The organism is Bradyrhizobium sp. 215_C5_N1_1, assembly GCF_052075935.1.
Classification (GTDB): Bacteria; Pseudomonadota; Alphaproteobacteria; order Rhizobiales; family Xanthobacteraceae; genus Bradyrhizobium; species Bradyrhizobium barranii.
On sequence record NZ_CP197228.1, the window covers coordinates 2,455,973 to 2,479,705 of the forward strand.

At 62.0% G+C, this 23,733-nt stretch carries 17 protein-coding genes; 12 read left to right on the forward strand and 5 right to left on the reverse strand.

Annotated features, from left to right (window positions below; all coding sequences use genetic code 11):
* Positions 1 to 55 precede the first annotated feature (55 nt).
* From AB7G19_RS11430 to AB7G19_RS11470, 9 genes are read left to right on the forward strand one after another with little or no spacing between them, the layout of a single operon-like run.
* The gene (locus AB7G19_RS11430; protein WP_063981817.1) at positions 56 to 1,924 is read left to right on the forward strand and encodes a type VI secretion system Vgr family protein; all 1,869 of its coding nucleotides are present in this window, start codon (positions 56 to 58) and stop codon (positions 1,922 to 1,924) included.
* Between the two features lie 5 nt (positions 1,925 to 1,929).
* The gene (locus tag AB7G19_RS11435) at positions 1,930 to 2,493 is read left to right on the forward strand and encodes a DUF6931 family protein (RefSeq protein ID WP_063981818.1); all 564 of its coding nucleotides are present in this window, start codon (positions 1,930 to 1,932) and stop codon (positions 2,491 to 2,493) included.
* Between the two features lie 12 nt (positions 2,494 to 2,505).
* On the forward strand, positions 2,506 to 3,864 hold the full coding sequence (gene tagH / locus AB7G19_RS11440; RefSeq protein ID WP_441267830.1) for a type VI secretion system-associated FHA domain protein TagH: 1,359 nt from the start codon (positions 2,506 to 2,508) through the stop codon (positions 3,862 to 3,864).
* A 48-nt stretch (positions 3,865 to 3,912) separates the two neighbouring features.
* Positions 3,913 to 5,250 (forward strand): type VI secretion system baseplate subunit TssK, encoded by a 1,338-nt coding sequence (tssK, locus tag AB7G19_RS11445; protein WP_014493496.1) that lies wholly within the window; start codon positions 3,913 to 3,915, stop codon positions 5,248 to 5,250.
* On the forward strand, positions 5,247 to 6,773 hold the full coding sequence (gene tssL, locus AB7G19_RS11450; protein ID WP_063981820.1) for a type VI secretion system protein TssL, long form: 1,527 nt from the start codon (positions 5,247 to 5,249) through the stop codon (positions 6,771 to 6,773). The genes tssK and tssL overlap by 4 nt, the downstream gene beginning before the upstream one ends.
* A 43-nt stretch (positions 6,774 to 6,816) precedes the next feature.
* Positions 6,817 to 10,359: a type VI secretion system membrane subunit TssM gene (gene tssM / locus AB7G19_RS11455; protein ID WP_063981821.1), complete on the forward strand. Its 3,543-nt coding sequence runs from the start codon at positions 6,817 to 6,819 to the stop codon at positions 10,357 to 10,359.
* Positions 10,356 to 11,057, forward strand: a complete 702-nt coding sequence (gene tagF, locus AB7G19_RS11460) for a type VI secretion system-associated protein TagF (RefSeq protein ID WP_063981822.1) — start codon at positions 10,356 to 10,358, stop codon at positions 11,055 to 11,057. The genes tssM and tagF overlap by 4 nt, the downstream gene beginning before the upstream one ends.
* A 6-nt stretch (positions 11,058 to 11,063) precedes the next feature.
* Positions 11,064 to 11,840: a PP2C family protein-serine/threonine phosphatase gene (locus AB7G19_RS11465; RefSeq protein WP_014493500.1), complete on the forward strand. Its 777-nt coding sequence runs from the start codon at positions 11,064 to 11,066 to the stop codon at positions 11,838 to 11,840.
* Entirely contained in the window at positions 11,837 to 13,645 is a 1,809-nt protein-coding gene (locus AB7G19_RS11470; RefSeq protein ID WP_063981823.1) for a serine/threonine-protein kinase, read from the forward strand. Before AB7G19_RS11465 ends, AB7G19_RS11470 begins: the two co-directional genes overlap by 4 nt.
* Positions 13,646 to 13,654: 9 nt before the next feature.
* Here the strand turns inward: AB7G19_RS11470 and AB7G19_RS11475 are convergent, their stop codons facing one another.
* Both AB7G19_RS11475 and AB7G19_RS11480 read right to left on the reverse strand, forming a co-directional pair.
* Positions 13,655 to 14,638, reverse strand: coding sequence for a DUF4424 domain-containing protein (locus AB7G19_RS11475; protein WP_063981824.1), 984 nt, complete (start codon positions 14,636 to 14,638; stop codon positions 13,655 to 13,657).
* Positions 14,639 to 14,736: 98 nt separating this feature from the next.
* The gene (locus AB7G19_RS11480) at positions 14,737 to 15,018 is read right to left on the reverse strand and encodes a hypothetical protein (protein WP_028156828.1); all 282 of its coding nucleotides are present in this window, start codon (positions 15,016 to 15,018) and stop codon (positions 14,737 to 14,739) included.
* 157 nt (positions 15,019 to 15,175) lie between these two features.
* Here AB7G19_RS11480 and AB7G19_RS11485 point away from each other — a divergent pair, with 157 nt between their 5' ends.
* The 3 genes from AB7G19_RS11485 to AB7G19_RS11495 all read left to right on the forward strand — a co-directional run bounded on the left by AB7G19_RS11485 (position 15,176) and on the right by AB7G19_RS11495 (position 19,405).
* Complete coding sequence (locus AB7G19_RS11485; protein WP_063981825.1) at positions 15,176 to 16,900, forward strand: hypothetical protein; 1,725 nt, start codon at positions 15,176 to 15,178, stop codon at positions 16,898 to 16,900.
* 57 nt (positions 16,901 to 16,957) lie between these two features.
* On the forward strand, positions 16,958 to 18,739 hold the full coding sequence (locus AB7G19_RS11490; protein WP_441267831.1) for a caspase family protein: 1,782 nt from the start codon (positions 16,958 to 16,960) through the stop codon (positions 18,737 to 18,739).
* Positions 18,740 to 18,847: 108 nt separating this feature from the next.
* On the forward strand, positions 18,848 to 19,405 hold the full coding sequence (locus tag AB7G19_RS11495; RefSeq protein ID WP_224580845.1) for a DUF4384 domain-containing protein: 558 nt from the start codon (positions 18,848 to 18,850) through the stop codon (positions 19,403 to 19,405).
* Between the two features lie 17 nt (positions 19,406 to 19,422).
* Here AB7G19_RS11495 and AB7G19_RS11500 read toward each other — a convergent pair whose 3' ends face one another.
* The 3 genes from AB7G19_RS11500 to AB7G19_RS11510 form a co-directional block, all read right to left on the reverse strand.
* Positions 19,423 to 20,409, reverse strand: a complete 987-nt coding sequence (locus AB7G19_RS11500; RefSeq protein ID WP_063981828.1) for a hypothetical protein — start codon at positions 20,407 to 20,409, stop codon at positions 19,423 to 19,425.
* Positions 20,410 to 20,549: 140 nt separating this feature from the next.
* Positions 20,550 to 22,427, reverse strand: a complete 1,878-nt coding sequence (locus tag AB7G19_RS11505; RefSeq protein ID WP_231142830.1) for a caspase family protein — start codon at positions 22,425 to 22,427, stop codon at positions 20,550 to 20,552.
* A 382-nt stretch (positions 22,428 to 22,809) separates the two neighbouring features.
* Positions 22,810 to 23,580, reverse strand: coding sequence for a methyltransferase family protein (locus AB7G19_RS11510; RefSeq protein WP_354096554.1), 771 nt, complete (start codon positions 23,578 to 23,580; stop codon positions 22,810 to 22,812).
* Between the last annotated feature and the right edge of the window lie 153 nt (positions 23,581 to 23,733).

Consider the following 23,733-nt stretch of genomic DNA (forward strand, 5'->3'; position numbering starts at 1 on the left):
CTGATCAGCTTTTTTGCAGCGGGTCATTCGATCGAAGGAGGGAGTTTAAGCCCACATGGGCCAGCTTACTCAGGATACCCGCCTCTGCGAACTCAAGACGCCTCTTGGCAAGGACGTTTTGGTTTTTGCCGGATTCGAAGGCTCGGAAGGTCTCAGCGAACTGTTCGAGTATCGCATCGAGTGTCTCAGTGAGGATGCCGACCTCGACTTCGACCGCGCTATCGGCCAGCAGTGCACGCTGACCATAAAGCTGCATGAAAAGGAGCGCGAGTTCAGCGGCATTCTGACGGAGGCCCAGTGGCTCGGGGTGAAGAACGACTATTTCAGCTACCGGATCGTGCTGAGGCCCTGGTTATGGCTGTTGTCGCGAACCACCGATTGCCGGATCTTTCAGGACAAGAAGGCGCCCGACATCATCAAAGAGGTCTTCAACGAACGCGGCTTCACCGACTATGAATCCAAACTCACCGAAGAGGGTTCTTGTCCGAAGCTCGAATATTGCGTTCAGTACCGCGAGACCGACATGAACTTCGTGTGCCGGCTGATGGAGCAGCACGGCATCTACTACTTCTTCAAGCATGAGGGCGGCAAGCACACGCTGGTGTTGGCGGACTCCAAATCGTCGCACAGTCCGATCAATGGTCTTGCTACGATTCCCTACATCCCGCTGGCGGGTGCCGACCGGCGAGGCGAGCAGCACATCTATGAATGGGTATCGGAGCGGCGATTTCGTACCGGCAAGATCGAACTCAACGATTACAACTATCAGAAGCCCAACGCTCAGATGATCAGCGACGCCAAGGGCTCCGAGCATTACACTCGGTCGGAGATGGAGTTTTACGACTATCCCGGGAAGTTCAAGGAGAAATCCGACGGGGAGCGCTACGCGAAGATCCAGCTCCAGGCAGAGCAAGCGATGGATCGGCGTCGCCGCGGCAATGGCGACGCCGTCAACCTGTTCCCTGGCGGGCTGACGAAGCTCGAAAAGCACTCCAAGGACTCGCAGAACGTCGAATACCTCGTGGTGCGAGCTGTGCACTCGTTCTCGATCGAATCCTATCGCACCGGCGGTCCGAGCGACGCAGGGCAACACGTCTATTTCGGCAGCTACGAGTTCTTGCCTAGCGATCGGCCGTTTCGAGCGCTGATGATGACGCCGAAGCCAAGAATCAACGGCATCCAGACGGCCAAGGTGGTGACCAAAGACGATAATTCGAGCGAGGAAATCGACGTCGAGTCCCTGGGCGAAATCTATGTCCGCTTTTTCTGGGATCGGAAGAAGAAGCGGTCGTGCCGGTTGCGCGTGGCTCAGGTTTGGTCTGGCAAGCGCTGGGGCGGTCAGATCATCCCGCGCGTCGGACAGGAAGTCGTTATCGAATTCCTGGAGGGGGATCCGGACCGGCCCCTGGTGATCGGCACCGTGTACAACGACGAATACAAGCTGCCCTACGATCTGCCGTCGAAGAAGACGATCGGGGGATTGAAGTCGGACTCCACCAAAGGTGGCGGCGGCTTCAACGAGTGGAGCTTCGAGGACAAGAAGGGATCCGAGAAGATCACGGTGCATGCCGAGAAGGACCACGACGTAACGGTCCGCGACACCGAGACACGTACCATCGGCGAAGCTGCATTTGGCGGCGACACGCGCAACACCACGCTCAAGAACGGCAATGATAAGCTCGATATCCAGTTGGGTGGTCAGCACATCACTTTGGCCATGGACCAGTCTGTCAATGCAGGCCTCAGCATCACGCTCATGGCCAATGCGAACATCACCCTACAGGTGGGTCCTAGTCAGATCATCCTGACCCCGGCGGGCATCGTCATCAACGCGCCGACGATCGCCATGACGGCGCAGGCCGGCATGGCGCTTGCTGCCGGTGGTCCGCTGGTCGCCCACGGTACTCCAACCCTTGTTGGTTGACGGTCATGGGACAAGTTCGGTTCGGTACGGTTCAGGATCTGTTTCAGGCCTATCCCTTGGCGCGTTATGATGTCGGCAAAGCCGACGCTGACAAGCCTTCGCTGGACTTCCTTCAGGAGGCCGCCGATGCGCGGAATTGGCACCCGGCCGTGTCTTACTGTGCCTATCTGCTTCCCAGGCGCGTAGCAGTTGCCTGGGGATGTCGCTCTCTGCGACTGATGTTCGACCATTTCGACGCCAGCGATACCAGGTCGCTCAATATTGTGGAGACCTGGGTCCGGCAACCGGACGAGCAGTCCCGGAACAAGGCGCTGGCTGTCGGCAATGCCAATGATCCCGAGCAGCCGGCGACATGGCTGGCGCTGGCGGCCGGCTGGTCCGGCGGAAGCGTGGTTCCCCCGGAATTTGCGCCCGTGGAAGCTAAGCCAGATCAGGCCGCGCGGGCGGTGCGTGCAGCACTGCTGATCGGCCTCTGCCGGCTCCCCCGTGACGCCCGGGACCGGATAATGACGTCATGCCTAGAGGATGGTATTCAATTGGCACGCGGCGAACCGCGCCCTCCGCGCTAACGAGACGATGTGATGGTGCTTCGCTTTAATATCGAGAACGAACCGAACCTTCCGGATGGCGGACCTGTGTCGTTTACGGTCACCGGCAGGCGTTCAGTCGATATTGGCCGGGACCGTCACCTCGACTGGACGCTGCCGGATCCGGCGCGGACGATTTCCGGAAAGCATTGCGAGGTGCACTTTCGCGACGGTGGCTATTGGCTGCACGACGTTTCGACCAACGGCACCTTTCTCAATGGTGCCGACCAGCGCATGCGGGGGCCGCACCGCTTGCGCGACGGTGACCGACTCACGATCGGCCACTACATCATCGGAGTTTCGCTGGAGAATGAGACTGGCGGGGGCAGCCCAAACCACGAGGCGCAACTGCGCGAACCCTCGGTCCAGCAGCATGCCGACTACGGAGAGCTTTGGACAGCCGATCGTGACATTCCGCCGCCGATCGATCCGCAACTGCTGAAGAAGCCACGCGAGGCTGCGCGGCCCGTCAATCCGGGGTTCCTGGATTGGGCGGCGAGCGTCCCGGCACCTGGTGTAGACCCATTCCGACGGTCACAGCCGGCGTCTCCGTACCAACCGTCCGAGCAGGACGACGACATGAACTGGGCAGCCGGTCCAGCCAACGCGCCGAAACCGCAAGTCGAGCGCCCGCCCATCATGCCGACCCCACGCCGGCCGTCGGTATGGATTGATGATGAACCAGCCGCTGCCCAGCCGCCAGCATCGCCATCGCGCCCGGCGCAAGCGGCAGACGAGGGACCTGTCACGGCCAAGCCAGTCGGCGGTCCCGAGTTCGCGCGACTGGTGGCGCGCGCTGCAGGATTGCCGGACAATTTCTTTGCCAGCAAGTCCGATGCCGAACTCGCCGAACAGCTTGGCGTCATCTTGCGTATGACCGTGGATAATCTGATGGCGCTGCTGCAGGCGCGGACCCAAGCCAAGCAGCTGACCCGTAGCACTAGCCAAACCACCGTCCAAGCCCTCGAAAATAATCCGCTGAAGTTCTCGCCGACCTCGGAAGAAGCGATGCGCATTCTCTTTGGGCCGCCGACGCGCAGCTACCTCGACACACAGCGCGCCTTTGCGCAGGGCTTCAGTGATCTCAAGTCACATCAGTTGAAGACCTATATGGCGATGCAGCACGCTGTCCATGAACTGATTGCGGGCATAGATCCGACGCTGATGGCCCGCGAGCTCGAGCTTCAGCGTGGCGCAAGCTCCTGGCTCGGCACGAACAAGGGCAAACTCTGGGACGAGTTCTTGACGCGGTGGAAGGCGCATCTCGGCCGCGACAACAGCGCGCCGATCGAAACCTTTATGTTGCATTTCTCGAACTATTACGACCGCGGTGACAAGCCCGGTTCAAAGTAAACTATCGGCGACCACGCGGCTGCCGACAATTTCTAAGTGGATGTAGGAATGTCTTGGTACAGCAAAGTTTTCTGGTCGGAAGGTCTGTTTCTGCGGCCGCATCATCTGCAGCAGAACGACCGCTACATCGAACACTTGCTGGAAAAGCGCGTTCGCTACACGACACCATACCCGTGGGGCTTTGCCCAGCTGGAGATCGACAAGGATCTTACCGAACAGAGCAAGTTCGCGGTGCGCAATGCGTCCGGCGTCATGCCGGACGGTACGCCGTTCGATATCCCTGCGGACAGCCAAATTCCCGAAGCGATCGATGTGCCGGAGACGGCGGCAGGCCAGGTCGTCTGGCTGATGATGCCGGTCGCGGCGCCAAACACCCGCGAGGTCGACGAGGATCGCACCGACAGCGCCAGTCGTTATGTTCGTAGTTCGGAAACCTTCATTGACTCGACCTCTGCGCTACGCATCGAGGAAGAGATCGACATCGCTTATCCGCGCTTGTCGTTCGAACTGCGCAAGAGCAGCAAGCCCGGATACATGGGCCTCGGCATCGCGCGCATTCTCGAGGTGCGCGACAAGAACATCCTGTTCGACGATAAATTCGTGCCGCCGATGCTGATCTGCGCCGCGCATCCGATCATCGATGGCTGGCTCAACCGCATCATCGGCTGGGTTGAGACGAAACTCGACGAGCTGGCGCGTTACGCGGTCGATCCGTCATCCGGCGGTGGGTTGCAGAGTGTCGACTATCTGGTCCTGCAAGTGCTGAACCGTACCATTCCCGTCCTGACTCATTTCCAGCGCTCCGGCAGCGTGCACCCCGAGCGCCTGTACGAGGAATTGCTGAGATTCGCGGGCGAACTTGCGACATTTTCTACGGCGGAACGGCGGGCGCGCAACTATCCGGCTTACGATCACGACGATCTCGAGAACGTCTTCACACCCTTGGTGAGCGACATCCAGGACTTCTTGAGCGCGCGATTGGGCCGGCGGGCAATCCGCCTGGAGATCATCGAGCGCGCACAGAATGCGTTCGTGTCGCCGATCCGCGATCGCGCGCTATTCCGAAACGCGACCCTGGTGCTGGAGGTTGCCGCACGGCGGCCGCTCGTGGAGATCCAGAACGATTTCCCGCACCTGTTCAAGGTCGGGCCGAACACCAAGATGAACGAGATCGTGCACGCAAACCTGCCGGGCCTGACCTTGGCGCATTTGCCGACGCCGCCGCCGCACATCCGGGCCATCACGGATCACGTCTATTTCTATCTCGACCGCAAGTCGCCGCTGTGGCCCGAGTTCAGCACGGCGGCCTCGATCGGAATGCATTTCTCCGGCGACTGGCCGGAGCTTGAGCTGTATCTTTGGGCCATCCTGGAAGACAGGCCATGAGCGACAGGGACAAGCCGGTCAATCCTTTCGGTCGGGGCGAACGGACGATCATCCGTCCCAACCCCGGCGGGAAGTTGCCGCCGGCGCCGACCTCTCAGCCTCCGCCGGGCGAGGGCCCTGCGGCACGTCCAGGCTATTCGCCATCACCGGTACCCTCTCCCGGCGCGCCGGCGCCACCGTCATCATTTTCTCCTGTCCCGCAGGGCTCGAACTACGCCTCCGCGCCGGCCAGCCATCCCGCTGAGGAATGGATATCGACACCCGCGCCAGCCCAGGCGCAGCAGCCCATGCTACCGCCGGGACCGCCGTTGCGCGTCGACGATCTCGTCGCGCCAAATGCCAATCCAGTGATGCGCGCTGCGGGCCCGTTGCTGCAGCTGCTTGGTCGGTTGCGGGTGGCGCTCATGCGCGCGTCATTCGCGAGTTTGATGGAGCAGGTTGCAGACGCGATCAAGTTCTTCGAGAAGGACATCCGTTCCGCGGGCATATCCGAGCACCAGGCCAACACAGCGAAATACATCCTGTGTGCCACTGCCGACGATATCGTGCAGCACATCCCGACCGAGGAGCGCCACGTCTGGACGCAATATTCGATGCTGAGCCGGTTCTTCGGCGAGCGTGTCGGCGGCGTCCGTTTCTTTGAGATTCTCGACCATTTGAAGGTTGATCCACTGGTCAACTATCCGGTCCTCGAACTTCAGCACGCCTGCCTTGCGCTTGGTTTTCAGGGCATTCACCGGACGTCAGGGGGCGGACTTGCGAACCTGCAGCTGATCCAGCGTAACCTCTATGAATTGCTGCGCCGGGTCCGGCCGAAGACGATGAGCGACCTGTCGCCCAACTGGCGCGGGCAAGCGCTGGCGGGGCGCCGGCAGCGTCTGCGCGTTCCGGTCTGGCTCGTCGCGGCTGTCGTGGCCGCGCTGCTGACCGGGTCCTACTTCGTCCTGCGGACGCTCCTCGCTGGCCGGGCAGAGAATGCTGCCGAGGTGGCGCTCGCGCTCCATCCGGCCGGCCCGATCGAGCTCAAGCGCCAGATCGTTGCACCGCCGCCGCCGCCGCCACCTCCGCCGCCACCGGATCGCATCACCCAGTTGCAACGCATCCGCAACGCGCTCGCGAAGGAGAACACCGCCTGTGCCATGACGGCGGACCAGACCCCGAGCTTCATCGTGATCAGGGTCTGCGACCTGGCGTTGTTCGCGTCGGGCCAGGCGACCATCCTCGACGGCTTCAAGCCGATCGCACTCCGCGTCGCGGCAACCCTCGACAAGGAGCCGGGACGGATCCGGGTCGTTGGCCATACCGACAGTTCGCCGATCCGCACAGTCCGCTTCCCGACAAATTTCGAGTTGTCGGTCGAGCGCGCCAAGGCGGTTGCCGCGGCACTGAAGCCTGGCTTGACCGATGGTTCGCGCGTCGACGTCGAGGGCAAAGGAGCAGATGCGCCAATCGGTAGCAACACGACACCCGAGGGACGCGCCAAGAACCGGCGCGTCGAGATCTTTATCGAACGCAGCGAATAGGCAGATACCGCCGGGTCAGGTGGTTTGCGACAGGTACGGTTAGATGCTTGCCAAGGACATTCTTCGCATCGTTCTCTACGGAGTAGGGCTCAGCTCGCTCGGAGCGGTGATCTATCTCGCCGGTCCCTTCATCGCGTTCGGCGACTGGCGGCCGCTGGAGAACCATATCGTCCGGCAGATCGCTATTCTGCTGCTCACCACGGTCGTGGCAGGCATTGTTGGCCTCAATCTGTTCAAGCGGCGCAAGAGTGCCAAGGAGATTGCCGATGGCATCGCTGGTGCGGACCAGCCCGTCAGCGATGAACCGGTGCTCAAGGAGCGCATGAAGGATGCGCTCGCGACGCTGAAGACCGCCAGCGGCAACAAGTCGGGCTATCTCTACGATCTGCCGTGGTACGTCATCATCGGTCCGCCCGGAGCCGGCAAGACCACGGCGCTGGTCAATTCCGGGCTCAAATTTCCGCTCGCGCGCGGGGCGACGCCCGCAGCGATCGCGGGGGTCGGCGGTACGCGCTACTGCGATTGGTGGTTCACCGAGGAGGCGGTGCTGATCGATACCGCCGGCCGCTACACGACCCAGGACTCCAACAGCAAGGCCGACAAGGATAGCTGGCTGGCGTTCCTGGACATCCTGAAGAAAAGCCGGTCGCGCCAGCCGATCAACGGCGTCCTTGTCGCCATCAGTATCGAAGACATCCTGACGCTGCCGAAGCAGGAACTCGCACTTCACGCCGATGCCATTAGGATGCGCCTGCTCGAGTTGCATCAGAGGCTCAAGGTCAGCTTCCCGGTCTACGCGCTATTTACCAAAGCCGATCTCGTTGCCGGCTTCACCGAGTATTTCGCCTATCTCGGCGAGGCCGGCCGCCGCCAGGTCTGGGGTGCCACGTTCCAGACCGCAGACAAGACCCAGAATCTGGTGGGGCAGATCCCGGTCGAGTTCGACCGTCTGCTGGAGCGCCTGAGCGAGGAGACGCTCGACCGTCTGCAGGACGAGCCGACGCCCCAGCACCGCGTGCAATTGTTCGGCTTTCCGGCACAGATGGCGCGGCTCAAGCCCCAGATCCACGACTTCCTCAACCAGATCTTCGAGCCGACGCGCTATCACGTGAACGCGAACCTGCGCGGTTTCTACTTCACCTCGGGTACGCAGCAGGGCACGCCGATCGACCAATTGATCGGGTCGCTGGCACGTACGTTCGGCGCTGAGGAGGTCGGTTCCGGATCCTATTCGGGCACGGGCAAGAGCTTCTTCCTCGCCGATCTGATTTCCAAGGTCATCATCGGCGAGGCCGACTGGGTCTCGACCGACCGTGCCGCGGTGCGCCGCGCGCTGATCCTGAAAACCGCGGCCCTGTCATTGATCGGCCTGGTCTCGATCGGACTGATCGCAGCCTGGCTGATGAGCTACAAGCGGAACTCCGATTTGATCGAGCAAAGCCTGCAGGCGGATAGCGAGTATGCGGCCGCCGGCGCACCACTTATCAAGCAGACGCTGATTGCCGATCATGATCTCGACAAGGTGCTGCCGCTGCTCTACCGGCTGCGCAACGCCCCGGCAGGCTACGGATCGCGCGGCGAGTCGGTGCCTCTGTCGGCTCGCTACGGGCTCAGTCAGCACGCCCGGCTGCTGTCGCCCTCGAAGGCGGCCTATCATACGGCGCTTGAGCGCATGTTCCGGCCGCGCCTGCTGTATCGCCTCGAGGAGCAGCTCAATGCGCGCATCAACGAACCTGCCTTCGTCTACGAGGCGCTCAAGGTCTATCTGATGGTCGGCGGCCTGCAGTCGCCGGACCGCGAGCTGATCCGCTCCTGGATGCAACGTGACTGGGCGGACAACCTCTATCCTGGCGCCACCAACGCGGAAGGGCGGCGTCTGCTCGACGAGAACCTCGTGGCAATGTTCGACCTCGAGACCGAGCAGCAGCCGCTGGTCGAACTCGACGGCCGGTTGATCAAGCAGGCCCAGAGCTCCTTGGCGCGCCTGAGCGTGTCGCAACGTGCCTACGAGTTTCTGAAATCGGAGGCTCGCGCATCGACCGCTGGCGACTGGATCGCTAGCCGCCATGGCGGACCCGACATGGGTGTCGTGTTCGAAACCACGACGGGGCAGCCTTTGGACGCGGTGCGGGTACCTGAGTTCTTCACGTATAACGGCTTCCATCAGAAGTTCGTCGCCCGGCTGTCCGGATTGTCTGAGCGGATGAAGCGGGAGCGATGGGTTTTGGGTGATGCAGGCCAGCAGTCGGCCATCGACCAGCAGTACGACAATCTGGCCGGCGATCTGCTCAACATCTATTCCAACGATTTCGTGACGACCTGGCGAACGGCGCTCGGGAGCCTGCGCCTGAAGAAGCTGCTCGCCGACAAGCCGAAATACGAGGTGCTGCGGGCGCTTTCGGCGCCGACCTCGCCGATGCGGCAAATTCTGGAATCGGTGCGCGATGAGACGGTGCTGACCAAGGAACGGGCGAAGCCGGCGAACGCTTCGGCGCCAGCTGCCGCACCGGCGCCGGCACTCTTCACGAATGCCCAGGATGGACCGCCTGGCGCGACGATCGAGGCACAGTTCAAACCTTACCACGCGGCGCTCGAAGGCGAGAGCACCCGCCGGCCGATCGACTCGACCGTCGCGAACCTGAACGACATCGCGCAGAACCTGACGTTGATCATCGAGAATCCCCAACTGACAGCACAGGCCACGGCTGCGCTTCAGACCCAGGTCGCAGCGCTCCGCAACAATGCCTCGCGCATGCCGCCGCCATTCTCCGACATGCTGCGCGCTGCAGCCGCGGAGTTCGAAGGCAGCATCGCGGCTTCAACCGCTGGGCAAATCCTGCAAACGTTGCGCGATCAGGTCACGCCGGTCTGCCAACAGACCGTGACCAACCGCTACCCGTTTGTCCGCAGCAGCGGCCAGGAAGTCCCGCTGGCGGATTTTGCCAAATTGTTCAGTCCGAACGGCGTTATGGACAAGTTCTTCACCCAGTACCTGGCACCTTATGCCGACACGTCGCGGTCGGACTGGGCTTGGCGCAAGGAGAGCCCCGTTGGTCGGTCGTTCTCGCCCGACACGCTCAAACAATTCCAGAATGCGGCTTATATCCGGGATGCGTTCTTCCAGACGGGCGGCGGTGTGCCCGCCGTTTCTTTCGCGATCCGGCCTCCTGGGGCACCGGGGCCAGGCGTGACCGTTAAGACCGAGATCGGCGGCACCACGATTGCGAGCCCAACCATTCCCGGACCGGCCACGTCGTCCTTGTTCGGCGGTCCGCAACCGACGCCACCGCCACCACCACCGCCTCAGAGCAACTCGCCAACGACCGTCCTATGGCCGGGCCCAGCGCCGCGAACGGCAATTTCAGTTAGTAACGACACCGGCGCGCCATCCGTGCTCGAGCGCATTGGTCCCTGGTCGTTATTTCGGATGCTAGAGGCGGGCTCATTGGTTGTGAAAGCGGAAACGGCCAGCGCGACTTTCATCGTCGCGGGGCGCGAGCTCAACTATCAAATTTCGACTGGGTCGTTGCGCAACCCGCTGAATCTGTCAGTGCTGCGCGAGTTTCGTTGCCCGACCGGGATATGACCATGCGTTGCGGGCTATTCGGCAAGATCGGCGCCAAGCGCGATTTCATCGCGATCGCGACCCCGCGCAGCTTCCTGGAAGCCTGGGAGCCGTGGGTACAGGCCGCGCTGTCAGCAAGTCGCCACCAGCTTGGCCCAGGATGGCAGCAGGCCTTTCTGACCGCTCCGGTCTGGCGGTTTTGGCTCGGCGCCGCGATCTGCGGCACGACAGTGGCGGGTGCGATCATGCCCTCGCTCGACGGGGTGGGGCGATACTATCCCTTGACCCTGCATGCGGTGACCGGCGAGGCCGTCTCGCTGCCGCCGCCGAGCATTGATCCGCAGGACGAATGGTTCGGGCAAGTGGAGGCGTTCATGCTTTCGACCCTGGATCGGGCGGCAACCTTCGAGCAGATCTCCGATGCATTGGATCAGCTTGCGGTGCCACGACTGCAGGAGACCATCGCCGGCGGTCCGGCGATCACGTCGCTTGGTAGTGCGACAATGGGAAGGGCTTCGGCGGTCGACGCCTTCGCGGGGTCGTTTGCAGCACTTTGCGCCGCCAACCCACAGGTCTACGCCGCGGCCAGCTTCTGGTGGACCGCCGGAGGGGAAGGCTTTCCGCCAATGGCGCTGAGTTGCCGCGGATTACCAGATCCGTTTCACTACATCACGCTGCTGACCGGTGATCTCGGCCACGCGGCATCCGGGAATGGATGACACGCGATGGTGCATATTCCATCCTTGTTCGATGTTGGTAGCGTCACCCATGCCGGACGGGTGCGGGAGCGGAACGAGGATTCATGTTTGGTACGAACCGACGTCGGCCTTTGGGCGGTCGCCGACGGTATGGGTGGTCACGAGGCCGGCGATCTCGCCAGTCGCATTGTCGTGCAGTCGCTTGACGCGATCGGCACGCCAGAATCAGCCGCAGACCTGCTGGCGGAATGCGAGGAACGGCTGTTCAGCGCAAACCAGCAGATACTGGCGCTAAGTCATGAACGACAGGGGGCCACCGTCGGGACCACAGCGGCGGTTCTGCTCGTTCGCGATAGCTACTATGCCTGCATATGGGCGGGTGACAGCCGGGTCTACCTGATCAGTCGTGGCGCAATTAGCCAAGTGTCGCATGATCACAGCGAACTGGAGGAACTGATCGCCGAAGGTGCGCTTTCGCGCGAAGACGTGAATGATTGGCCGAGCAATGCCATTACTCGTGCCGTCGGTGTCGCCGATGATCCGGAATTTGAGGTGGTGACAGGCCCGGCCGAGCCGGAGGATATCTTCGTGATCTGCAGCGATGGCCTGACCAGGCACGTGCAGGACGACGAGATCCTGCAGCACGCGGCTACGCGACGCGCCCAGGCGGCTTGCGATGACATGCTCGCGCTGGCTCTTGATCGTGGCGGGCTCGACAACGTGACGATTGTGATCGTGCGACTGCTGACGCCACGATCTCAGGAGGCGACAAGATCTCCGCTCAATCGGGAGCCGCAACCATGACCCCGAACGATCCGTTCCGATCGTCCTATCACGGCGTGCCGCCCGGCACGCGTCTCAACGGCATTTACGAGATCGAAGCGGTGATCGGCGCGGGCGGCATGGGTGAGGTGTACAAATGCCGTGAGATCCAGACTGGATCGCCTGTTGCGGTGAAAATGCTGCTGCCCGACATGGTTGACAACGAGGCGGCGCTCGCGCTGTTCCGTCGAGAGGCCGCGGCACTCCACAATCTTCCGCATGACGCGATCGTTCGCTACTTCCTGTTTACCGTGGAGCCGGTGCTGCAGCGACCTTATCTCGCGATGGAATTCGTGAATGGCCGCTCGCTCTCTAACATGCTCGATGATGGGCCGTTGGCCTTCGAGGCGCTGATCAGGCTGATGCAGCGCGTCGCATCGGGACTGGAGGCCGCCCATGAGCACGGCATCATCCATCGTGACGTTTCTCCGGACAACATCATCGTTCCGCTCGACGACGTCAGGCGGGCCAAGATCATCGACTTCGGCATCGCGCGGTCGACCCAGATGGGTGACAAGACCATCATCGGCTCGGGCTTCGCCGGCAAGGACAATTACGCATCGCCGGAACAGGTTGGGTTGTACGGCAATGACGTGACTGCGAAATCCGATGTCTACAGCTTCGGTCTTGTGCTGTTCCATGCGCTGACCGGGCAGAAACTCGACATGGGCGGCAGCCAGTTTCAACTGGTGGAGAAGCGACGGCGTATGCCCGATCTCGGTGCGGTGGATATGCGAATCCGGCCTTTGCTGGAGCGGATGCTGCAGCCTGATCCGGCATTGCGCCCGACCATGGGGGAGGTCGCCAACTGGACGCCAACCGGTTCGGCCCAGACACCGGCCGCGCCGTTATATGGCTTCGATCCGCTACGGCGGCCGGAAAGCGCGGCGCCGGCGTCGCAGGACAGGATGCCGTCGACCGCGCGGAGCGCGCGCGGCCTCTGGCTGGGGGCGGGCGTGGCGGCATTGTTGCTGCTGGTCGGCGGTGGCGGATATGCCTTCTACAAGCTGGTCTGGTCAGCGCCCGGCACAGCGGTTTTGCCGCCACCTCCGAAACTCGCTGGAACAATGGTGCCGCCGAAGGTCGAGCCCGCTGGACCACAGCCCGGACGCCAAGAGACAGAGAAGTTGTCCGCGCAGCCGACGGCAACGCCGTCTCCGGCGCTCGATGGGCCGGGGCGAGCTGAGCGCATCCGCAAATACGTGGCCCAATATTCTGGCGGTGACTGCTTCTTTGTCTTGCCGATTGCTGTGAGCCCAAATGCGGCTGTCATCGAAGGGTTCGGTGCCTCGACCGCCCCATTCGACACCTTCGACAAAGCGTTTCGGCGTGAGCAGGGTTTCGAAGCTTCGGTCGGCGTCAGGCAAGTGACCCAGGCGCAATGCCCTGCCGTCAAGTTCTTGAGTCAGGTCGGGAGCGATCAGGCGCGAATGCCACGCATCACCCTGTCAGCGACAGAGCTGAAGGGCGGCGAAACCCTCAATGGGACCATTGAGAACTTTGCCAACCGCGTGGTCGAGCTGCTCATGGTGTCAGATCGCGGCGAAGTCCAGAGCCTCTCCTACCTTCTGAAGCCGGGCATCGACTCACTTTCGTTTACGCTCCCGACAGCGCGCGCGAGCGGTCCGCAATTGCTGTTGGTCGTGGCGGTTCCGCAGGTTCTGGACTCATTGCGCCAGCCGCGACCGATGGCTGCCGACACGTTCTTTCTGCAGGCGCTAAGCGAGGCTCAGCGCAACAAGGTGACCGTCATCGCGGCCGCGCGCTACGTGCTGCTCACCAATTGACCGGCACGCTCAGAATGTTCCGATCACCAGGATTTTCAGGTCGGCATCCGGCTTGAAGTCGCTTGCTGTATATTCAAGCATGTTTCCAGTAGCAGACGATGCCTTTAGCCGCCCGGGACAGAAGCTCACCAAGCGGTCGCTGCCGCCTGGGTCGATAGTCAGTTTGAACGAGCGGATCGGCCCGGCCCAATTCGCGCCGGTCTTGAGCACATACGAAATGCGCCGCTCCTGCAGCTTCGCGCTGTTGGTTTGGTTACTGCCCGCGCGCTTGTCGAGTTCGGCGAGGAACGTATCCTGGACGCAGTACTCTTTCCGGTAACGGGCGACTTCCTGAGCGAGTGCGCCGCTGCGGCGGAGGCTCGAGCGCAGGATGGTGTCGGGACTGGAGCCGACGCTCGGCCGGTACTGGTGTTCGACCAAGACGGTGCGCATGGGCGGAAACACCTGCTGGCGCACGGCCGAGGTCTTGATAACCCAACCCGGCGCATATTGCTGCCGGCCGTTGTCGCTCTTTCCCGCAGGTATCAGAAGTCCGTCGTCCACGAGCCGGGCCCGGGTCGCCTCGGGCAGGTCGTTCACCCGGATCTCGCGGCTACCAATCGGCAGCAGCGGCAACTTGAGTTCGCGGAGCAGGGCACCGACATCCCTGTTGCCGACCATGGCGCGCTGATCGACGGTCAGCGGCGCCGGGCTGCCATCGACCTTGGTCTCGAAGTCGACGAAGTTGATCGGATCATTTGACGGCAGTGCGATGTTCTCAGCCTCCGACAGGTCGATGTCGGGCAGCGGAAAGGCAACGGTAAGCGTGACCGGCCTGGCGGTGACGTTGGCGAATTGGTAGCGAACGCTAATCCTGTCGAGCGCGATACGAAGGTTCTCGCTCTCCATGGCCACGTCATTGGTGCGCACGAACTGGAGCCCGCCGATCGACAATTCCGCAGCCGAGTCGTTGGCGCGTGCCGGCCAGCCCGTCGCAACCAGCAGCGCGACCATCAAGGCCCGTATCCGGAACGATGGTCGGGGGGAGGGTCCGTTCGACAAGCTAGTCTCGATGCGGCGTCGCAGCATATGCTGGTTCCATCCGATGCGGGTCAATCGATCGGCTGATAAAGATCGCCCCACTCGGACTTCCAGACCCCGTCTGGATCGCACACTACGAGCGCGAGCTTTACGTCGTTTGCCAGCCGGATCGCGCCGCGAAAAGCATCCTGAGCCGGCAACTGCGCGCTGACCTGGTCGGTGGTCAGCCGTCCCCCGCTCGCGGCGGCCGGCAGCACGATCGATCCGGAGATGCCGTCATTGTCGCGTTTCAGGACAAGCGTGATCGCGTCGGGCTGGACTTCGCTCACCTGCTCAAATCTATTCCGGGCCATGTTTTGCACCGCAAGCTGAAGACATTCGGACTATCACCGTCCAGTGATAGATTGAACGTGATTGAGATTGCTCACCACTAATTGACGCGCCGCATCAACGGCATCTCGGATTAGTCGATCCGACGCGGCGATCGGTTCGGGGTACATTGAGGCGAACATGCTTCGTCCAAATCATTGGATCTGGGTCTTCATTGTTGGCGCTGGCATTCTTGGAACCAAGGCGTACGCCGACGATACCGTTGTACGCAGCTTTGCCGGCGGTTCGGCTGCTTCCATGGTCGGCATCGTCCCGGCCAGCGAGGACGTGGAACTCGCGGGACCGCAAGCACTCAGCGCCGATGGGCAGGGCAACCTGTTTGTGCTCGATCAGATCAACGGTCGCATCCTCCAATTTGATCCGAAACAGCCGAGCTCGGATCCTGACGTCCTCAATATGCCGAAAGACGTCCAGCCGACGGATCTCGTCGTCCACAACGACGACATCATGGTTTGGGACGGCGGCGTACGGACGCTGAAGGCGGCGCCGGGGCAATCCACGCGCGGCCTCGGTGGTGATGTGATCCAGCTTGAAGAGGTCTCGAGCCGCGGCACGGACGACCAGGTCGCCGTCTCCGCTTTTGCCCAGATGGGATCACAGGCGCCAGGCAGCGCGACCGACCTGCTCGACCAGAACACCCGCGCGGCCATCATCAAGACGACGCGGCAGCCCGACCGGCAATATGTTGCTACTCGAAGCAAGGGCTCGGTGATCGCCGACATCATTCCGGACAAGGGCAATGCCAGCGTACGGGTCGAAATCCAGACCATGGTCACCAACGAGACGATCGGCCAGCTCGGCCTGCGGGTGCGCAACCAGCTCGGCACGGTAGAGTTTCTCGAGATTGACAACAGTGACCGCTTCTATGTGTTGGCGGAGGACGTCCCGCCATCGGGAAAGAATGCCTCTACGTTCGTCGCACGCTATGCCGCGAACGGCCGTCTCGAAGGAATCTATGAGCTTCCTTTGGAAAACACGCCGCTGACCCGGCGATTCGTAACGGTTTCGGGCGATGGCGATGTCTATTTCCTGCGGACCAAACCGGACGGTATTGAAGTGGTCGGCGTGGGCTTCAGGCCTCTGACCAACGCTTCGATTATCGACGTGCGGCCGTCGCGAACGGCAGCCGCGCCGGCACCGCAATCCGGCGTCAAATTTGACGCGTCGGCCGCCGTGAGACCGTCCAATCGCCAGCAGGCGATCGAGACAGCGTTTGCGTTCGAGGGCATCCAGTGGAAGCTGACGCAGGCGAATTACGGCAACGATCCCGACAGCCAATGCAGCGGCTTCAGCCGTGTTCGTCGGCCGTGGTATCTGCAGGGAAAGGTGAATCAGGAGGTCCGCGGCGTACCCTATTGCTGGGGCTGCCACGGTTCGCTCGCGAACTTCCGGCAGCGGATCGAGAGCGGAACGCTGGCTGGCAATGTGTGCACTCGCAATGCGCCACGGCCGGATGTGGCTGGCGTCGACTGTTCGGCCTTCGTCAGCGCCGCGTGGGGGCTGTCCGTCCACTACACGACTGCCGCTATCCCCGCGATCGCAGCCCCCGTGGCAAATCCCTGGGACCTGAGGCCGGGCGATGCGCTGAACAAGCCGGGCTCGCACGTGATGTTGTTCCTGCGGTTCACGCCTGATCGCAAGGCCGAGGTGATGGAATCCTCGACCGGCGGCTGCAACGGCCGCGTCTGCCGCAACGTCTACCCGTTGGCGAGCCTGCTTTCGCGCGGCTACGTTCCGGTCCGCTTTCGAGCCTTCGCGGACGATCAGACGGCAGTTTCAGCGAGCGCCTATCAGGAGACCGAACAATCGCCGGCGGGCCGCAAAACGGCAAGCAAAAGGCGCTGAACCCGGTGTGTCGCCAGAGCTACAAAACGGGTAGGCATGATGTCGAGGTGGATCACGATGCGGATGCCCAGAGGATTTTATTGCGGGATCAGGCAGCTATGCGCCACCATCGGGCTCGCTGCGTTGATCGGGCTGATAACCCCTCACGCATATGCGGCAGGAGGACTGTCGATCAGCAATCCGGACGGGGCGGCGGTGCGCGCGCTCGTGATCGGGATCGATGATTATCAGCACGTGCGGAAATTGAAGGGCGCGGTCGCTGACGCCACTGACATCGTGACCAGCTTGAAAGGCATGGGGGTTGGCGACGTCGTCGTACTGACGAACGCCCAGGCCGACAGGGCAAGCGTCCTGCGCGAGATCAGTGCACTGGTGGAGCGGACCAAGAGCAACGACCTCATCTTTCTGTCGATCGCCGGTCATGGCACCCAGGAACCGGAGCGCGTCAAGGGCTCGGAGCCGGACGGAATGGAAAACGTGTTCTTGCTGCCAGGCTTTGAAACTACGCCAACCGGGTCGGTTGAACGTGTTCTAGGCAGTGAGTTCAACCATTTCATCCGGCAGTTCGAGCTGCGCGGGGCGAGGGTGATCTTCGTGGCTGATACCTGCCACGGTGGCGGTATGGTGCGCGATATCGATCCGCGTGCCGCTGAGATGAGCTTCCGGCAGGTCCCGCGTTACACGTTGCTGGTCGACGAACTGAAGCCGGTGTCGGACAGCAACGATCCGAAGTCAGAACTCGATCTTGACCACACGGCGTTCCTGGCTGCGGTGGACCGCTACACCAAGGCGCCGGAAGTCCGCATCCCTGGCATCGATGGCTTGCGCGGGGCTCTCAGCTATGCGGTCGCGCGGGCGGTGGAGGGGAGCGCAGACATCAATCACGATGGGAAGGTGACGCTCAAGGAGCTCTTCAGCAATGTTCGACAGGTGGTCTATCAGCTCTCGGACCAGCGCCAGAACATCGTGACCATATCATCGCCGCCTCAGACGCCGGATACCGACGTCGCCTTCGAATTGACGCGCGGTGTCGTGCTGATTCAGGGGCCGGCCGCGAGAGCTGCCTCTGGTCCGGCCGGATCCGGGGGGGCCGTCGAGGGACAGGCGCCCGCGCCACCGGCTGTCACGGCCAAGGCACCAACCACTCCGACCCTTGCCGCGGCGGCGACCAAGGAACTTCCGACCGGCGACGCGCCGGAGCCTCTCCGCCTCGCTGCACCAATCCGGCTGGCGGCGCTCGACGGCAAGACAAGCTATTTTGCAAGCGTGAAGCCAAAGGATGTTCCCGTGCAGGCGGTTCAACCGACGGACAATCCCGACCTGATCTGGGATCCCGTGTCGCACGACGTGATCGCGTGGGGCGACGTGGTCGCCTACGGGATCGACGTTGCGAACTTGCCGACGGTAGTCGATCGGACAGCGGCAATTCGTGAACTGAAACGCATTGCGACCCGGTCGCCGCAGATCATGCGCATCTGGCCAGACGATCGCCAACAGCGTGCTGGCCAGACTGTCGAAGTTGACCTGTCTGATGTGGCGTCAAGGGCGGTGCTGCTGTTCAATGTGTCTGGCGATGGCACCATCCAATTGTTGTATCCGGTGGGTTCTGATGCGGCGCTGGCCCGATCGGCGAGTTTGCGCTTACCGCTCAGGGTCGGCGAGCCGTTCGGTGCGGAACAGATCGTTGCGGTGACCTCGCAGCAACGCATGGTAGATCTTGAGACAGCCCTAATGCAGTTCAACCGGCGTCGCGCCTCGGGGCAAGTGATCAAGAGTCTCGAGCGTTACTTGCCCGCAGACGCGCGAATCGCCTCGATCGGCTTCTTCAGTGCCCCCTGACTCTTAGGGGAGCAGGCCATGCCGTCATCTCGGCCGATCCGCCAGGCGCGACCATGGCTCGCATTCCTGCTGCTACTGGCGGGTAGCGGAGCTGCGCCCGCAGCACCATTGCCGACGGCGTCGTTGCATGTCGGCACGACGTACGCACGTTGGCTTTGGCCGGTACAAGCGGTGCGCGGGCAGACCAATACCGCGAGTGTGTCCCTTCAGATCCTGCCGAGCCAGACCGTCAACGTCGGCGGCAAGGTCTCGTTCGGCGTTACAGCCAGGAAGACTGGATATCTCATTTTGGTCGACGTCGACGCGGAAGGGCGGATGTCCCAGATCTTTCCGACCCCCGAGCTATTGGCGCAGTCGAACGAACGCGACATCAATCTCGTCAAGCCGGGTGTCGAATTTGTTGTTCCTGCCCCGGCGGCGCGACAGCGTGGTTTTGAATACGTCGTCGCACCGCCAACAGGGTCCGCAGTGATGATCGCCATCCTGAGCGAGCGACGCGTGCAGTTGCTCGATTTGCCGGACATGCCCCGCAAGCTGGAAGGTCAGGCCGACGCATTGAGCTATCTATCGGCCTGGACCAGCGAGCTGCGCGTGCCGGACAACAGCAGCGGAAAGCTGGTGACGAACAATTGGTCGTTCGACGTCAAATCCTATTCCATCAAGTGAGCCCTGTGAAGCTTGGGTTATAGCTTGCTCAGTCGGCTGAAGAAGCCACCCCGGGCGATCATGTAATGAATGTCCTTTGGAAAGGGAAAAGCGCTGCGAACGTTGGAAATTGCGTGCTGGAGGAATTCCCCGCGCTGCGGCGCTGGCTTATGCCGCGGCTGGTCCGCGACCTGCGGTATCATGAAGCGATCCACGAAAGCCGGGTCAAGATCGTTGACCCTGACCATCTGGCCAAATGCCGGGAATAGATCGTAATGACCCAAGCTTACGCTGAGGTTCTTGAGGGCAGGGCGCTGAGGCTGAGTTTGATTGCCATCGGTCGTCGCCAGCCCACGCCCGATCAGGTCCAGCTTCACCGATTGCGGCAGAGTTGATGGACCATACACGATCTCGAGCGCCCGGCCGCTCTGTCCGGACAACCATTGGTACCAGAAGGTCGCATCATCGGGCCGCGCATTGGCACCGTAGAGGCAGTCAAATCCCCAACAGGCCGTCAGCTTGCCCTGATACTTTCCAAGGCTCCCGACGAGGTTGCGCATGCCGTTACCACCGCCGGAGTGGCATGCGATGATGAGCTTGCCGATCTGGAGCTGAGGAATGGACGTCGAGGAGAGACCCAGGAACCTGGCAAGAGCTCCAAGGATCTCCTCGAGATAGCGTTCGCCCCAGTTCGCGGTTGCCAGGTCAGACACGCTGTAGTTTCCGGCAAAGGTGTCGCCAACGGCATATTCGTAGCCCAGGAACGGCGCGATAAGCACTACGTCCTTGCCGGAATCCCGGACCTGTTCGCGCAGCCGCGCTGGATCGCTGTGGAAGAGGAATTCATGGTTTTTGACATAGAAGCCGTGAAGCCAGATCACGACATCGAACTTGGTGGCAGCTGTTGGGTGCTTTGGCGGAAGATAAACCGCCGTCGGCTTCATGCCGGGGGCCTGCCGCTTCGTGAAGAGCGTCACCCCGGGAAAGGCGTTGGCGTCCTTTTGCTCAAGCTCACACGCAACCACGCAGGTCGCTCCGCTTCGGCCAATCCAGGCACGGACCTGGATGACCCAGTGTTAAGCTCTGCCGCCCGTCACACCTTCTCGACACCAAGATCCGCGCGGCCTCCTGGCCTTCCATGACGCCGTGGCAGCCTTGCGCGTTGCTAGTTGCAGGACTCGACATTACCCACGTTGCCCCCGGGGCCGCCGCCGCCACGGTATTCGAGGTGGCAGCCACTACGGACCTGACGGCACAGAGATTGATCGCAAACGACCTGACCACCGCCGCCGCCGGACCTCGCAGTTGCTTGTCGCCGCGGAACGTCGGCTGCCGGCGCCGGCCTCTCGCGGGCCGAACGATCCGCACGTGACGGACGCTCGTCCGTGTTGCGCTTTGCGACCGGTTTCTTCCCGCGTCGCTTCTCGCATTCATTGTCGTCGTTGAGGAACGAACCCTCGGCACAGGTGATCCTGCTGCACTGGTCACCGTCGGCCTTGTAGCCATGATCACAGATCAGGGGACAGACCCGGGACGGCTTGAGCTTGATTGCGTCAAGCGCGTCGAGACTTGCGAGCTTGGCGTCGAATTTGGTTCCCGCGTGCTGGTTGAAGAGAGCCAACGAGCGCTGTGAGGCCGCATTCCATTGGCCATTGACGGCGCCGGTGAAGCAGCCGACGCGGCTCAATTCGCCTTGTACAGACTTGGCGATATCTACGGACTTGGAGAGATCGGCCTTTGCGATATCGGTCTGGCGCGGCTCGTCGCTCAGCGCGGCAAGCTTGGGCGTCTTGCTGTCCTCAGCGGGCGTAGCGGCCGCTGGGTTATCCGCGACGGTACTCTCAACAGCCGGCTTATTCCCGGAGAGTGCAGCGACGATTGTAGATTCGGACGCAATACGTTTCCGTTCCGCCTCGGCGGCTTGCTCCTGCGCCGCTTGCTTCGTCTTCTCGGCCGCAATCCGGGCCTCTTCCGCAGCCTTCAGCTCCGCGGCCGCCTTCTCCTGGTCGGCACGCTGGGCGCCCTGGGACATCAGGCGAGCTCGCTGCTGCTCGGCCTCCTGCGCTTTCGCCGTGGCCGCGACACGTGCGTCCTCGGCGTCGAGCTGATTGAGCTGCAGCTTGGCCAGATTTGAGTAGTATCCGTCCGGATGTTGGGTCAGGAACGCGTTCAGAGCAGGCTTGTTGCGGAGCTGCAAGGCCAATTCGTAATCACGTCGAATTTCCGACTGGGGGTTGGCCGCCTGTACCGGCTCCTCGGCCTTGGTAGCCGGAACAAGCGCAACGTCTTCGCCGCCGAGCGAGCCGTAGACATAGGGCTCCTGTCGGTTGCCCGTGGCTTGCAAGACATCGTCGCGGACGAAGCCGAAAGCCCTTCGCAAGTCGAGCCCCGGCTTTGCGATGTACTTCACGAGAGCCGTCGCGTACGGACTATTCTGGCTGTTGCCATCGAGTGCGGTCAGTCCCGCTTTCGCGGCAAACGCGATCAGCGTGTTGGAGACGGTGGGCTCGACCCTGGCCAGTCCGCGGCTGATCGATCGCGAGGCAACTGTACGTTTCATCGAGTCGGCAAACGGATTGTTGCGGCACGCGTCGACGATCACCACGCGTAGTTGCCTCGCAGGCTCAATCGCCAGCAGGACGCGGTCGAGCGAGAATGCTTCGTCATAGATGTCCGTGTCACGTTCGAGTCTGGCGTCGGTCGGGATCAGATAGTTTGTCCCGTCGATCTCGATACCGTGGCCAGCGTAGTACACCAGGGCTATGTCGGCATTGCGGGCCTGATCGGCGAATTCTCTCAAGGCCCGCCGCATATCGGTCGCGGCGAGGTTAAGTCTTGAGTCAACCACATCGAAACCTGCCCCCTTCAAGGTTGCGGTGATGGCCGCAGCGTCGTTGGCCGGGTTTGGGAGCAGAGGGGCGTTTTGATAGTTGGCATTGCCGACCACCAAAGCCACGCGCTTTGTCGCCCAGGCTGGCTGACAGGCCAGGAACAGCGAAGCGGCGAGAAGAAGCAAAACTCGAAGGTGCCTGTACACTCTCATGGCGAACACCCAACCTATGCCCGTAGAATGGTGACGTCGCGAAGATGGCCGCATAAGAAATGACTTTTGAATTCGTACGCTACCGGCGGCTGCCTATCTGCATACAGTACCAAACTCGAGCCCGATCCATTCCTATGTGTTGTTGCGAAATGCGGACGCGTTCAAAAGGCATGGAAGATATTGCGCCGGGCGCTGTCCGCCGATTCATGTGGATGATAGGCGCCCGCCAGTGCTCTGCTGAGGGCGCGATCACAACATAAGATATTGATATAAAACGGTTATTTTTCTGGAGGCTGCTCGTGGCAGCGCGGCACAAGGCCTCCGGCTTGGTTCAAACTCGAGTTCCGCTGAGCCGCACATCGAGGAGACGTGAAGCGCGGTGTCAGGCCTGCGGATCGATCGCCTTGGTCGAGAGCTCCGGTCCGGCCTGATGAGCTCGCCGCCCGAGTCTCGCGGGGATCAGACCTGCAGGGATCAGAAAGGGCGTTGCCGCGGCATAGACGTCATATTCAGGGAAGGCCAGTCTTAGAATCCGCTCTTCGTTGATCATTCGTCGGCACTGAATCATCGCAACTACGATGGCGATGAGCACGGCAAGTGGTGAAAGGACCTGAAGTGTGACACCGACCAACGCAATCCCCTCACATAGGTAGAGGGGATGCCGGACGACTCGATAAGGCCCTTCCGTCACAAGGCGCCTCGCCTCCGGTAGAATGCTGAAGGATTTGCCCAACCAGCGGAGTACCACGATAGAAAGCGAGATCCCCACCAGGATCAACGTCGTGGACAGAGCCGACCAGATCGGGCCGAGCTCTGCCTTCGGAAGAAAAGCGAGTGCGACGGTCGGAAATGCGCCCAGCAAGGCCGAGACCCGCATCTCAACGCCCATCGACTTCATTGTCGGGACCAGCCGGGTCATGGTTGTCAGTGCAACGAGTCCGAGGAACAGGACGTTGGCAATACTGGCTGCGATCATCAGCAAGTTGTCCACGCTGCCCAACGGAAGGCGATGGATGCTGGCGGCGCCAATGAGAGCAGACCCGCCATAGACGATCACGATGGCCACCCTGGAGGTCCAGTCCAGCCAGGGATTGACGCCGCCGGCGATCCGGTTCCTGGCTGTCCCCTCCTGGCCGACCTTCGCGTCAGTCACAGCAGTGATCTCGCTCGCTCAAAATCTGCCTCACTAGACGCCAGGCCCCTGGAGAGGTCAATTGGCTGGCCACATCTCCGGGCGCGGCCACACCAACCGGTCCCGTGCGGTTCCACATTCCGCGGACCTTCCGGATCGTCGAGTTGTCATTGA

Bases quoted from the DNA above. Each gene is read 5' to 3' on its own strand.
- AB7G19_RS11430 (WP_063981817.1), top strand. From the start codon at position 56: ATGGGCCAGCTTACTCAGGATACCCGCCTCTGCGAACTCAAGACGCCT.
- AB7G19_RS11435 (WP_063981818.1), top strand. From the start codon at position 1,930: ATGGGACAAGTTCGGTTCGGTACGGTTCAGGATCTGTTTCAGGCCTAT.
- tagH (WP_441267830.1), top strand. From the start codon at position 2,506: ATGGTGCTTCGCTTTAATATCGAGAACGAACCGAACCTTCCGGATGGC.
- tssK (WP_014493496.1), top strand. From the start codon at position 3,913: ATGTCTTGGTACAGCAAAGTTTTCTGGTCGGAAGGTCTGTTTCTGCGG.
- tssL (WP_063981820.1), top strand. From the start codon at position 5,247: ATGAGCGACAGGGACAAGCCGGTCAATCCTTTCGGTCGGGGCGAACGG.
- tssM (WP_063981821.1), top strand. From the start codon at position 6,817: ATGCTTGCCAAGGACATTCTTCGCATCGTTCTCTACGGAGTAGGGCTC.
- tagF (WP_063981822.1), top strand. From the start codon at position 10,356: ATGACCATGCGTTGCGGGCTATTCGGCAAGATCGGCGCCAAGCGCGAT.
- AB7G19_RS11465 (WP_014493500.1), top strand. From the start codon at position 11,064: ATGGTGCATATTCCATCCTTGTTCGATGTTGGTAGCGTCACCCATGCC.
- AB7G19_RS11470 (WP_063981823.1), top strand. From the start codon at position 11,837: ATGACCCCGAACGATCCGTTCCGATCGTCCTATCACGGCGTGCCGCCC.
- AB7G19_RS11475 (WP_063981824.1), bottom strand. From the start codon at position 14,638: ATGGTCGCGCTGCTGGTTGCGACGGGCTGGCCGGCACGCGCCAACGAC.
- AB7G19_RS11480 (WP_028156828.1), bottom strand. From the start codon at position 15,018: ATGGCCCGGAATAGATTTGAGCAGGTGAGCGAAGTCCAGCCCGACGCG.
- AB7G19_RS11485 (WP_063981825.1), top strand. From the start codon at position 15,176: ATGCTTCGTCCAAATCATTGGATCTGGGTCTTCATTGTTGGCGCTGGC.
- AB7G19_RS11490 (WP_441267831.1), top strand. From the start codon at position 16,958: ATGCGGATGCCCAGAGGATTTTATTGCGGGATCAGGCAGCTATGCGCC.
- AB7G19_RS11505 (WP_231142830.1), bottom strand. From the start codon at position 22,427: ATGAGAGTGTACAGGCACCTTCGAGTTTTGCTTCTTCTCGCCGCTTCG.